Raw genomic sequence first — 12,565 nt, forward strand, 5'->3', positions numbered from 1 at the left:
TAATATGAAGGTACTATTTGTCTGTTTAGGAAATATTTGCCGCTCTCCTATGGCAGAAGCAGTTTTTAGAGAAAAAGTGAGTAAAGAAGGATTAGATGATGTGATTCAACTATCATCAAGAGCAACTAGTAATTGGAATGAAGGAGATATGCCGCATAGAGGAACGAGACGAAAATTAGATGCTAAAGGCATAGATTATGATGGGATTATATCAGAACAAATCCAAGATAAAGATTTTGAAGACTATGATTATATTATCGGAATGGATCAACAAAATGTAGAGGATTTAAAGCAATTAGCACCAGATAAATCATATCACGATAAAATTTACCCTTTTTTATCTGAAGTAGTGGGACTTGATTATCAAGAAGTTCCAGATCCGTACTACACTGGAGATTTTGACGAAACATTTAGCTTGGTAGATAAAGGAAGTCAAGCCTGGTTAGATTATTTTCTAAATTGCAACATTAAGTTAGCCACTCTGATAAAAATATCTAAATATCAGTGTTATTTTATTGAACCCCTTACTTACCAACATGTTTTGATCTTTAGATTTTGAATTTCTTCTAAAAATAATGTTGCTGGTTGTCTATAGTCTAAAATTTTACGCGGCAAAAGATTAACTTTTTCAGTAGCCAGTTGTATGAACTGCTTTGAGTAGTGACAGATAGGCGTTCCTTTCGGAACAAATTGCCGTAATAAACCATTATGTCTTTCGTTTGTTCCTCGTTCCCAAGATGAATAAGGGTGAGCAAAGTAGATATCAGTCATTTGTTGCAGAGTATCATCAAGTGAGCTAAATTCACTGCCATTATCAGCAGTAATCGATTGAAATATGCTACTAAATCGGGCTCTTCCAAACTCATATTTTAACTGTTTAATAGCGTAACTAACAGACTCTTCAGTATGATCATCTAGAACAACAGTAATCATGTAGCGAGTTTTTCTTTCAACAAGTGTAAGTAGAGCATTATCATCTTTAGATTTTGAACCAATGACACTGTCTATTTCCCAATGACCAAACTCTTGTCTAGAATCAATTTTGCTAGGTCGTTCATCAATTGACTTTCCAAGAGCTTTTTTATGCTGACGACTTCTTTTCTTTTTAGGTGATAGTCTAACTTTCATCTTGAGATGATGATTTCTGACTGGTAAAAAACCTTTATCAATATAGTTATAAAGTGTCTTAGTAGAAACAATAGGTTTATCCCAAGTCCCTAAAGACTTGATAAAGCCAACAATTGCATCTGGTGACCAATTAAAGTCTATCATTTGTTTACAAGCATAATTAATAAAATCAACAGCACTAACTAGCTTAGATTTCGAACCACAGCGTTTCCTGTTTTCTATGTATTTAGCTTGCCCCGTATCAGCAAAATAGAGTTGTTTAGGTTTCTTATTTTCTTTGATTTGCGTGGTCGTTCCTCGTTTAAGCTCATTACTTATTGTTTGATGGTGTCGGCCTAATCGTCTACCAATTTCTCTATTAGAGTCTCCCATATTATGCCAAACTTCAATAAGCTGCCTTTCCTTTAAGGAAAGATGTTTATAACTAGATGTCTTTGTGTTATTCTTAATTTTCACCATGATAAAAATTCCTTTCGTTGTTGGGTAGTTACTTTAATGATACACGAATTTTTACCATGGTGTTTTTTTATTATTTTAGAGTGGCTAACTTGATTTTACAACTAAGCGGTTAGATTATTTAAAAAAATAAACAAAAAAGGGCTCTTCGTCAAATGATGTGGATGAGTAAAATTAAGTGAATTTAGGCAGCAGAAACCGAATGGTTTTTGCTGCTTTTTTGTTTGTCTTTAAAACTAAGTAAAATTCTGTATTTATAGTTCTGAAAATTTCTATAGCCGTAAGCTATTCGTTTGATTAATTTAATTTTGTTTATGGAACCTTCTAAACAACCATTTGAATAAGCGTATTTAAAGGTGTTTTCAATTCTTGGTAAATGCTTCTTTAGTGTTCGAATCGAGGTTTTCATTGGAATAGAGATATCTTCGTTAGCTAATAATAATAGATCAGAAAAAGTGTCAAAATCATTGTTTTTACTACAGTATAATAGTTCTTGATAAAGTTTATAAGTTTCTGATAACTCTTTGTTTAAGCTAAGTAAATAATCCATGACATCTGTTTCAGGTAAAATACTCTTAAATAAACGCTGATAACGATAATCTGTATAATTCAATTCATTAGAATCTTTTAAAAAGAGTTTCCAATATTTTTTTAGTTTTCGATAATTTTTCATGTCAGTTACATTCGATGTGCGATAACGATTCATCGTCTTAATTCTAGTTATGTTTAAAGAACGACTGATAAGTTGAACTAAGTGAAAGCGATCAATAATCACCTCAGCATTAGGAAATAGCCTTTTGGCTAATTTAAAATAGGCTGCATTCATATCAACGACAATTGTTTTTACTTGGCGACGAACCTTTAGAGAGTACTTAAGAAAGTGTTTCTCTAGTGTTAGCTTTTTATTATCAATGAGAATATCGATAATTTGGTGTGTAGAGGAATCAGAGTAAATAAAACTGTACTTGCCACTATTGTTTTTAACCGAAGTAAATTCATCAAAACAAAGGTTTTGAGGTAAATATAAAAATTGATTAGATAAGTCTTTACCACCAGATACTAAAATTCTATTAATCGTTGTTGATGAAACAAAATGTCTTTTAGCTAAATCTTTAAACGAGATAGCATCACTTAACTCAATAAGAATTGATTGCTTCACTCTTTTAGCGATAAAACAATGTTTCTCAATTTCTGAAGATTCAGCTAGAAAAGAGGAGTCACAATGACGACAAAGGAATCTCTGTTTCTTTAATAAAAGATAGGTTGGGTAGTGAGCCACACTTGACCACTTTATTCGAGAAGAAATAAACCCATTTTTCACAATAGAAAATTGTTCATTTTTAATGCCACAACAAGGACAAGCCGAAGGAGTGTAAGTAAGAATACCTTTATAAATCTTGGATCTTATCCCTTTAATAAGCTGTTCCTCACAAAAAATAGAATCGAAATAAATATTTTTATCTTTTAAATCTAGCGATAGTCGAATACAATGGTTATGAGACATACGAATCTTCCTTTCTAAAATTTGGTTTGGTCACTTTAATTTTAACGGGAAAGTTCGTATGTTTCTATTATTTTGTAAAAAAATAGATGCGAATGAATTTCTTCATCCACATCAAAAATTATACAACCCAAAAAAGAAGCCAACCTTCGTGTATTCAAGGTTGGCTTTTTCTACTATGATTAAAGCAGACTATTTTTTAGCGTCATTTTTTTTAGAGTCGTCAGTTTTGTCATCTTTTTTGTCATCATCTTTTTTAGAATCGTCTTTTTTAGCGTCATCTTTTTTGTCGTCTTTAGCATCATCTTTTTTGCTGTCATCAGTTTTTTCTTCTTTTTGTGGTAAGTATGGTGCTAGAATATCTTTATATTGGTCATCTTTGATTTTTACATTAGCATCTTCTAATTCTTTACCTAATACTTCTTGTTGGAACATAGGGTCTTGTGCTTTGTTTTCTTCAGCAATTTTTTTCAATTCTTTTTCGAAAGGTTTGTAATCATTGCCTTTTTGTTGGTTTTTAACCATTTTGACGATATAAAATGATTCCATACCAGTTTGCATGTTTTGAGAAGCAATCACATCAGATACTTTACCATCTTCTAGTTTGTAAGCAGCTTCTTTTACATCTTGAGGAACTAACACATTAATTGGTTCAGTTTGCATAGTTGAGTCGAAGATTACTTTACCATTATCAGCTTTAGTAGCTTCATCTGTTGAGTCTTCTTTAGCAACTTTACCAAAATCTTCACCATCATTTACTTTTTTAAGAGCTTTATCAGCATCTTCCTTAGTTGGGAAGACCATAATTTGTGTTTCTACTTTAGGATGGAATGTTGCCCAAGTTTCTTTGATGTCCTCATCACTAATTTTAGTATGAGCTTTTAGCATAGCTTGGAAAGCTAGACCTTCTTTTAAAGAATCTTTAAATTGTTTAGCATCCATACCATTTTGTTTTAGAACTTCTTCAAAGGCTTTTTTACCACCATATTGATCTTCATAATCTTTATATTGTTTGTCGACTTCTTTTTCGTCAACATCTTTACTATAGTTTTTAGTTGTAATTTGTTTAATAATCATGCTTGATAAAATTTCTGATGATTGAGGATTTTCTTTTAATTCTTGGAAAAATTGATCTTCTGTAATTTTTCCACCTTTCATTGATACTAACTCACTATCCCCACAACCTGCTAATGTTACAACACTAAACAAGGCTAGAGCTGTTAATTTAAGTTTTTTATGTTTCATATTATCTATCTCCTTTAATTCCGTTTATTTTCTTGGTTTAAAACACCCACGAGCTACACTATATCATATTTTTTATTGAAACTAAATGACAAAAACGTGTTAAATACTGATTTTTTTGCGAAATAATATGATTTAATTGTGAATTTTAAATACCAATATCTTTTTTAGCCTGCTTTAATTCATTGTCGATTTTAGTAACCTGCTCCTGAATAGCTGTCATTCTTGGTTTTGATTTGAACTCAAAACGTGCTAGACTTTTTTTAGTTTCACGGGAAAACTCAGGTATAGTTGTCTCTTTCATCTCTTTTAATAAAGCTGTTTGCTCTGAGATATTTTGTGCTTTCTGCTTTATATGCATGACTAAATCAATATCATCACTGATTTCTTTAGTTACCATATCTCGTGTTTCCTTACCTGATCTGGGTGCAAGTGATATAGCAGAAGTCACGCCCAGTAGACTACCAACTAGAACACCTTTGAAGAATTTTCTTTTTGAGAATGTTGATTTTCCCATCATTCTATCTCCTCTTGAATAGACTTCGCGATTTTAGTCATCATCTCTGATGTATATTTTTTTCCGTTATCTTTAAACGTTAGGGCAAAATCATCTTTTTTAGTGTATCGTGGAATTAAATGGATGTGTGAATGAAAAACACTTTGATAAGCCATTTCTTTGTTATTATTGACCATATTAAGACCTTGCATATCTGGAAAAGCTTTTTCCATACTACGAGCAATTTTTGGTACCTTGGAAAAGACAACAGCTGCTAATTCATCATCATAATCAAAAATATCGGTGATATGTTTTTTAGGAATAACTAAAGTGTGTCCTTTGGTTGTTTGAGTGATATCTAAAAAAGCATATATATCCTCATCTTCATAGACTGAATAACTTGGAATTTCTTTATTGATTATTTTACAAAAAATACAATTTTCCATTACAGAATGCCTCCTAAAGGGTTTGTTTTCTAAATTCAGTGTACCACTATCTGAAAACAATATAAAGTTTAAGTACAAGTAGTGATAATACCTTAAGGAGCTTAAGAAGATATGTTATAATTTATCTACTATGTATTGGAGGAAAAAACATGAGTTTAGAAGTGAATCAACTAACAGGTGGCTACGGTCATATTCCTGTACTAAAATCAGTCAGTTTTGATGTGAAATCAGGTGAGATAGTAGGCTTGATTGGTTTAAATGGTGCAGGTAAAAGTACGACGATAAAACATATTATCGGCCTTTTAAATGCCACAAAAGGCAGCATTACAATAGACGGAGAAACAATTAAGAGTGCTCCAGATAGTTATCGTAAAAAGATTGGCTATATCCCAGAAACTCCCATTTTATATGATGAATTAACCTTACGTGAACATATTGAAGTTACAGCTATGGCTTATGATATTCCAAAAGAAGAGGTCATGGAGCGAGCAGATTATTTATTAAAACTATTTCGTCTAGACAATAAATTAGACTGGTTTCCAACGAATTTTTCTAAAGGGATGAAGCAAAAAGTCATGGTATTGTGTGCTTTTTTGACGAAACCTAGTTTATATATTATTGATGAGCCATTTTTAGGGTTAGATCCCCTAGCAATCAACGCCTTACTAGAATTAATGACAGAGATGAAAAAACAAGGTGCTGCTATTTTAATGTCTACACATATTTTAGCTACTGCTGAAAAATATTGTGATAGCTTTGTCGTATTACATAACGGTGAGGTTAAAGCAGATGGAACGATGGCTGATTTAAGGCAGGAGTTTAACTTACCAGATTCTTCTTTGGATGATATTTATATATCCTTAACAAAAGAAGAGGAGGCACATAAATGACAGCTTTTTTTACCAAACGCTTAGGAAACCATCAGAAGAAGATGATGCGTTTTTTAAAGTATGTGATGAATGATCATTTTGTTTTAGTCTGTATGATAGCACTAGGTGGTATGGGGTATTATTATTCTTCGTATTTGAAAACACTAGACACATCTGTTTCTTATATGAGAATACTTGTTTTAGTTATTTGGTTACTGGCTATTTCAATTGGCAAATTAAGCACATTAATTCAGGAGGCTGATGGGGTATTTTTACTTCCAAAAGAGCCAGAGATGCTACCTTATTTAAAAAAAGGGTTACAGCACTCTTTAATTATACCCATTGTAAGTGAGGCTATTATTATTGGCGTTAGTTTTCCATTACTTGTAGCTACCACCCAAATTGAGTTTTCAAGTTATATCTGGTTTTTACTGAGTGCTGTGACGTTAAAATATAGTCATTTGTGGATTCAGTTAGAATCGCTATATTTGGATACTAAAAAAGTAGTCTATTGGCAAGATTTTATTTGGTTTGTTGGTGCTATTTTAAGTTTTTCGCTAGGGCTGTACGTATCACCTTATTTAAGTCTAATAAGTGCAGTTATTTTTGGTGTTGTTCTTGTCTTAGTGGCGAAAAAAAATGTTCAAAATAGTCAACTAGACTGGGATAAAAGTATTATTTCCGAACAACAGCGTCTAAAGAGGATTTATTCTTTCTTTAATTTATTTACTGATGTACCAGGAATTGCGACCCAAGTGAAACGTCGTCGCTATATGGATGGTGTGTTAAATAGGATAAAAAAAGAAACTGCCAATACATATCTATATTTGTATTCTCGTGTTTTAGTAAGAAGTTCAGAGTATAGTGGTCTAATTATTAGATTAACCTTAGTTGGCTTAATATTAATTTGGTTTAGTCAGTCATTTTGGTTAATGATTATTGTCGGAGTGTTGTTTATCTACTTGATTGGTTTTCAAATGTTACCTATGTATCACGCTTTTGATTATATGCTGATGACACAACTATACCCTGTCGATACCTCTCAAAAAAGACAGGCAGTAAATAGTCTTATTAGGTGGGTTTTAGTTAGTGCTGTTACCTTATTTAGTATCGCAACCTTAATAGTGTTCCCTGATAAAAAGGCTGCAGCTGAAATAGTGATAGCTTATGTTGTGATGACACTTTTTATGACTTACATTTATTTGCCAAATCGTTTAAAAAAAATTGAAAAAAAATAAAATTAGACACAACACTCATGGTAGAATGTGTTATACTGGATTTTCGAATTCTGATGAGTTAAGTACAAAAACAGACTGTTTTTGTTAAAGTAAGATGGATGGAGAGAAGTAAACATGTTTAATTTGGAAAATGATTGGGTCCTCCAACCAATAAAAGGAGATACAGGTAAAGCTTATAAAGGCGTAAAAGCTAGCAAAAAAATATTTATCAAACGAAATTCTACCCCTTTCTTGGCAGCATTATCCAGAGAAGGCTTAACTCCTAAATTACTTTGGACAAAACGGACTAGTCATGGTGATGTCTTGGCTGCCCAAGAGTGGTTAGATGGTCGTCAACTACAAGAGTCAGAGATAGCTAGTAATGAAGATATCAATCACATGCTACGTTACTTACATCAATCAAAATCGTTAAAATCCATGTTAAAGAGAATGAATGGTGTGGAAAAATCAGCTTTTGATTTATTACAAGATTACGCCACAAATTTACCTAGTGAATTACAACAAAATACTTATCTTACAAAGGTGTTTCAATTTCTTGAAGATAACCTACCGTTTTATGATGAACACAGCTATGTGGCTTGTCATGGTGATGCCATTCATAATAACTGGATGTTATCGCGAACAGGAGAGTTATATTTAGTTGATTGGGATTTTTCTGTTCTATCTGATCCTGCCTTTGATTTAGGAACTGTATTAGGACAATATGTGGAAAAAGAAGCTTGGGCTGATTGGCTAGAGTGTTATGGTGAAGAAGTAGATGATGAGTTAATAGATAGAATTTATTGGTATAGTGGGATTAATTTATTGCTTCAAATTAAACGTAGTTATGAAAGATATGAAAAAGAGCAAATGAATACTTACTTATCAATGCTAAAAAAATTATATAATTATTCGTAACTCTTTGGTATTCTTGCCAAGGAGTTATTTTGTAGAAGGAGTATAACAATGAGATTAAGAAACAAACCAGGTGCAATGGAGACGATTAATAATCATCCAGAATATATCTTGAAAGATGGTAGTGAGTATAAAGGAAAGTGGCAAACGAGATTTTCTAAAGAACAACCTATTCATATTGAAGTAGGTAGTGGTAAGGGACAATTTATTGTTAACATGGCTAAAGCTCATCCTGATATTAATTATATTGGTATTGAGTTACAAACAAATGCGATTATTTCTATTTTAGAGAAGCAATTAGAAGAAAGATTACCTAATTTACAGTTATTATTAGTTAATGGGGCAGATTTGACTGAATATTTTGCATCAGGAGAAGTTGATCAAGTCTACCTAAATTTTTCTGATCCGTGGCCAAAAACAAAGCATGAAAAACGTCGCTTAACATTTAAAACCTTCTTAAAAACGTATGAAGATATTAGTAAGCCAGGAGCTCAGCTACATTTTAAAACAGATAATTTAGGTTTGTTCGAATATTCATTAAGTAGTTTATCAAAATATGGTATGACTTTAACTCAAGTTTGGCTTGATCTACATCACAGTTCTTACGAGGAGAACATTATGACAGAATATGAAGAAAAATTTTCTGCTAAAGGTCAGCCGATTTATAGATTAGAAGCACAATTTAACTCTAATTAATGAGTAAGTGAAGAAACAAGATGAGGAGAGGTATTGTGAAGTTTAGGCAATTAGCAGCTTTCTTATTGAGTAGTCTGGTATTATTAAGTGGCTGTGCAACTAATAATAGTCAAGAAGAAACCTATGAATCTACAAGGGTGGAAGGTGTGACTAAAAAGCAAGTGGATGATTCTTCGTCATTAAAATCAAGAGAAGAACCTAAAGCAAAGCAAGGGACAACTGAAAAGGCCAAAATGGCTAAAGTTCAACAACTTCTTGATGAGGAGTATAATGAAGAGGGTTACGGGATTTATGTGGAGAGTTTAGTGGATGAATCTAGTGCCTCTATGAATGGCAATCGATTATTTTTTGCAGCAAGTACTGGTAAATTACCGGCACTTTACTATACGCAAAAAATGTTTGATGAGAAGAAGATTGATCCGAATAAAAAATTTCCTTATGTTGATGATATTAATGAAGTAGAAGATTACTCTTATATGCGTGCTGGTGCTGGTGTTTTACAAGATGAGGAGCTTGGGACAGAATTTTCTCTAGATCAAATCATGGAGTGGACGGCAAAGCATTCTGACAATCAAGGAGCTAACTTTTTAGGCTATTACGGCGGAGATAAATTTGGTTCTGATATGCAAAAAGAAATTGCAAGGATTATAGGAAGACCTTGGCATATTCCTTTTGAAGTGACACCAAAAGAAAATGCTCTATTAATGAAGGCAATCTATGAGCAGGATGGTAAACTAGTAACTTATTTATCTAAAACAGATTATGATAATGAGCGTATTGCAGAATACATTCCAAAAGATGTCAAAGTTGCTCATAAAATTGGTGATGCTGAGGAGTTTACTCATGATATTGCTATAGTCTATGCTAAAAACCCTTATATTATATCAGTGATGACTGAAGATGCTGGAAGTTATGAAGATACTTCTATCCTATCTAAAAAAGTTTATGACATATTAAATTAGAAATGAAAAAGTAGTAAGCTTATGTTTAGCCAAACGTAAGCTTACTACTTTTATTTGTTATGAATTGAAGTGAGTTAAAAATGTATTAATATCTTCTAAGGAGTTAGAAAATAAGACAGCATCTCTATCTTCTTTAGATAAAAATCCTGTTTTTACCATATGATCAAACTGTTGTTGTAATAAATCATAATACCCATTGATGTTGTAGAAGACGCAAGGTTTTTTATGAAGCCCAATTCTTCCCCAAGAGATGGCTTCAGATATTTCTTCAATTGTTCCTGCTCCTCCAGGTAAGGCAATAAAGGCATCAGATAAGTCAATGATACGTTTTTTTCGCTCATGCATGTCATTTACAATAAAAAATTCATCAACATTTTTATTAGCTCCTTCTTTTCCAACTAGAAAGGTAGGCATAATACCTATACTATGCCCGTCATATTTATTGACAGTATCAGAGATAACCCCCATGAGTCCTGTCACACCACCCCCGTAGACTAATTCGTATTGATTATTCACTAACCACTTTCCAAGGTGAATAGTTTCAGTTTCATAAACTGGATCAAAACCACTATTAGTACCACAGTATACGGCAATTTTCTTCATAGATATGCCTCTTTTCTAAATTAAAATAAAAAACACCCTTCACTAAAATAATAATCAATTTTCGTGATAGATGCTTTTTTATATGACGAATGTTTTGTTTAATCGATACGGTAAATATCGATTATTGAACCTGTATGAGCATCTGCAATAAATTCATATTGCGCTAATTCATTATGTTCAATTCTTGAAATACCACCAGTATAAACATGAGTCTTAACAGCAAATTTTTGGAATGGTTCTTTTTTAAAATGGATCCAAGATCCTTCAATTGTACCATCTTCTAAAAATTCTGATTTTACTTGTTCTAAAATATCATCTGCTGATAAGACACGATTTTTTTTGTACCAATGAGTAGCTGCAACACCAACGATTAATCCTGTAACAATGCCAATGCTCAAACCTGTTGATAGGTGACTATGATAGTTTTCTTCTACATGTTCTTTTTTAAACAACATGAGTAAACCTCCTTGGTAAGTTAGTAATGATACTGTTATCATTGTAGCATAATTATATCAAATATAAAGAAAAAACCGTTACAAGAGTAGGTATGCTAGTTTATTGCGCTACTTAATTTGTGTTATAATTAGTGTGAGAAGAAAGTGAGGTGAACTACTAAAGTTAATTTAGTAGGTAAACATGGATGATAAATTATTTCAACGTATCAAATATTTGACAGAAATTCAAAGTGTTAGTGGGGCAGAGGAGAATATGCGCCAAGTGATGACAAAAGAGATGACTCCTTTTGTGGACAAAATTGAGTATGATGGTTTAGGTGGGGTATTTGGGATTAAAAAAAGCCAAGCAGAAAATGCACCAAGAATTATGCTAGCATCTCACATGGATGAAGTTGGTTTTATGGTCAGCCAAATTCAAGATAACGGCTTATTTAGAGTAGTCCCATTAGGTGGATGGAACCCGTATGTGGTATCAGCACAACGTTTCACCTTACAAACTAAAAAAGGTGATTACCCAGTTATCTCATCTTCAGTTCCGCCACATTTATTGCGTGGTACAAGTGGTCAAAAAGCAGTTGATGTTGCTGATATTTTATTTGATGCAGGTTTTGTATCAAAAGAAGAAGCTGAAAGTTTTGGTGTGAGACCAGGAGATACGGTTGTTCCTGAGGCAGAAACGATTATGACAGCAAACGGCAAGCGCGTGATAAGTAAAGCATGGGATAACAGGTATGGCTGTACGTTAGTCTTAGACGTATTAGAAGAGCTTGCCAATACTGAATTGAATAATACGTTGATTGCAGGTGCAAACGTTCAAGAAGAAGTTGGTTTACGTGGAGCTAAAGTATCTACTACTAAATTTAGACCTGATTTATTCTTTGCTGTAGATTGCTCCCCAGCTGGTGATATGGATGGTAAAAAAGATGCCAATGGACGATTAGATGATGGTTTCTTATTACGTATTTTTGATCCAGGTATGATCATGCTTGGTCGCATGCGTGAATTTATCATTAAAACAGCAGAAGAAAATAATATTCCGTATCAATCGTTTGTATCAAAAGGTGGAACAGATGCTGGAGCTGCTCATATGGCAAATGACGGAGTGCCAAGTGCTGTGATTGGAGTACCAGGAAGATACATCCATACTCACCAAACAATGTTTAGTATTAAAGATTATGAAGCAGCTAAAGAGATGGTTCTAAAACTATTACTTAAATTAGACAGACAAACGGTAGATGAGATTATCTACGGAACGTAGGCTAAATGATGCTAGTACCTAAAAGTTTAGAAGAATTAGCAGTACCGATTGAATCAGGTAAAACGATTTTATTTTTCACAGCTGATTGGTGCGGGGATTATGTTTATATCAAACATGCTATGCCAGAAATTGAAGCAGCTTTTCCAGAATACACTTTTGTACAAGTAGACCGTGATGACTTTATTGCCGTTTGTCAACAATGGGATGTATTTGGAATACCAAGTTTTATCGCTATTGAAGACGGACATGAAGTTGGTCGTTTTGTCAGTAAGAATAGAAAAACCAAAGAAGAAATTATGACGTTTATTTCAGAATTATAAA

15 protein-coding genes are annotated in these 12,565 nt (G+C 32.9%); 8 read left to right on the forward strand and 7 right to left on the reverse strand.

The genetic code is table 11. The annotated features are described in order from the left end of the window. Positions 1–4: 4 nt before the first annotated feature. Positions 5–559: a low molecular weight protein-tyrosine-phosphatase gene (locus VSF34_RS01460; protein WP_326717351.1), complete on the forward strand. Its 555-nt coding sequence runs from the start codon at positions 5–7 to the stop codon at positions 557–559. On the opposite strand, the gene VSF34_RS01465 is transcribed toward VSF34_RS01460, so the two are convergent. The 5 genes from VSF34_RS01465 to VSF34_RS01485 all read right to left on the reverse strand — a co-directional run bounded on the left by VSF34_RS01465 (position 529) and on the right by VSF34_RS01485 (position 5,269). After that, positions 529–1,587, reverse strand: a complete 1,059-nt coding sequence (locus VSF34_RS01465) for an IS30 family transposase (RefSeq protein WP_326716671.1) — start codon at positions 1,585–1,587, stop codon at positions 529–531. The genes VSF34_RS01460 and VSF34_RS01465 overlap by 31 nt on opposite strands. Before the next feature lie 181 nt (positions 1,588–1,768). Continuing rightward, positions 1,769–3,088 carry an ISL3 family transposase gene (locus tag VSF34_RS01470; RefSeq protein WP_326717352.1) on the reverse strand — a complete coding sequence of 440 codons (1,320 nt, stop codon included), beginning with the start codon at positions 3,086–3,088 and terminating at the stop codon, positions 1,769–1,771. Positions 3,089–3,277: 189 nt separating this feature from the next. After that, a complete protein-coding gene (locus tag VSF34_RS01475; protein WP_326717353.1) occupies positions 3,278–4,330 on the reverse strand; it encodes a peptidylprolyl isomerase in 1,053 nt (350 codons plus the stop codon). A gap of 145 nt (positions 4,331–4,475) precedes the next feature. Continuing rightward, positions 4,476–4,844 carry a YtxH domain-containing protein gene (locus tag VSF34_RS01480; RefSeq protein WP_326717354.1) on the reverse strand — a complete coding sequence of 123 codons (369 nt, stop codon included), beginning with the start codon at positions 4,842–4,844 and terminating at the stop codon, positions 4,476–4,478. After that, on the reverse strand, positions 4,844–5,269 hold the full coding sequence (locus VSF34_RS01485) for an HIT family protein (protein WP_326717355.1): 426 nt from the start codon (positions 5,267–5,269) through the stop codon (positions 4,844–4,846). The genes VSF34_RS01480 and VSF34_RS01485 overlap by 1 nt, the downstream gene beginning before the upstream one ends. Positions 5,270–5,418: 149 nt before the next feature. Between VSF34_RS01485 and VSF34_RS01490 the strand changes: the two genes are divergently transcribed. The 5 genes from VSF34_RS01490 (at position 5,419) to VSF34_RS01510 (ending at position 9,928) form a co-directional block, all read left to right on the forward strand. Then, positions 5,419–6,159, forward strand: coding sequence for an ABC transporter ATP-binding protein (locus VSF34_RS01490; protein WP_326717356.1), 741 nt, complete (start codon positions 5,419–5,421; stop codon positions 6,157–6,159). Next, positions 6,156–7,376 (forward strand): ABC transporter permease, encoded by a 1,221-nt coding sequence (locus VSF34_RS01495; protein WP_326717357.1) that lies wholly within the window; start codon positions 6,156–6,158, stop codon positions 7,374–7,376. The genes VSF34_RS01490 and VSF34_RS01495 overlap by 4 nt, the downstream gene beginning before the upstream one ends. 114 nt (positions 7,377–7,490) lie before the next feature. Continuing rightward, a complete protein-coding gene (locus VSF34_RS01500; protein WP_326717358.1) occupies positions 7,491–8,273 on the forward strand; it encodes a phosphotransferase family protein in 783 nt (260 codons plus the stop codon). A 48-nt stretch (positions 8,274–8,321) separates the two neighbouring features. Next, positions 8,322–8,966: a tRNA (guanosine(46)-N7)-methyltransferase TrmB gene (gene trmB / locus VSF34_RS01505; RefSeq protein WP_326717359.1), complete on the forward strand. Its 645-nt coding sequence runs from the start codon at positions 8,322–8,324 to the stop codon at positions 8,964–8,966. A gap of 35 nt (positions 8,967–9,001) precedes the next feature. Then, complete coding sequence (locus VSF34_RS01510) at positions 9,002–9,928, forward strand: serine hydrolase (protein ID WP_326717360.1); 927 nt, start codon at positions 9,002–9,004, stop codon at positions 9,926–9,928. Between the two features lie 57 nt (positions 9,929–9,985). Here VSF34_RS01510 and VSF34_RS01515 read toward each other — a convergent pair whose 3' ends face one another. Next, positions 9,986–10,531, reverse strand: a complete 546-nt coding sequence (locus tag VSF34_RS01515) for an LOG family protein (protein WP_326717361.1) — start codon at positions 10,529–10,531, stop codon at positions 9,986–9,988. A gap of 98 nt (positions 10,532–10,629) precedes the next feature. Next, positions 10,630–10,986 carry a PepSY domain-containing protein gene (locus VSF34_RS01520; protein WP_326717362.1) on the reverse strand — a complete coding sequence of 119 codons (357 nt, stop codon included), beginning with the start codon at positions 10,984–10,986 and terminating at the stop codon, positions 10,630–10,632. Positions 10,987–11,167: 181 nt separating this feature from the next. Between VSF34_RS01520 and pepA the strand changes: the two genes are divergently transcribed. Both pepA and VSF34_RS01530 read left to right on the forward strand, forming a co-directional pair. After that, complete coding sequence (gene pepA / locus VSF34_RS01525) at positions 11,168–12,244, forward strand: glutamyl aminopeptidase (RefSeq protein ID WP_326717363.1); 1,077 nt, start codon at positions 11,168–11,170, stop codon at positions 12,242–12,244. Positions 12,245–12,252: 8 nt separating this feature from the next. Further along, positions 12,253–12,564 (forward strand): thioredoxin family protein, encoded by a 312-nt coding sequence (locus VSF34_RS01530; protein ID WP_326717364.1) that lies wholly within the window; start codon positions 12,253–12,255, stop codon positions 12,562–12,564. Position 12,565 lies beyond the last annotated feature (1 nt).

Source organism: Vagococcus jeotgali (assembly GCF_035918315.1).
In the GTDB taxonomy this organism is placed as follows: domain Bacteria; phylum Bacillota; class Bacilli; order Lactobacillales; family Vagococcaceae; genus Vagococcus; species Vagococcus jeotgali.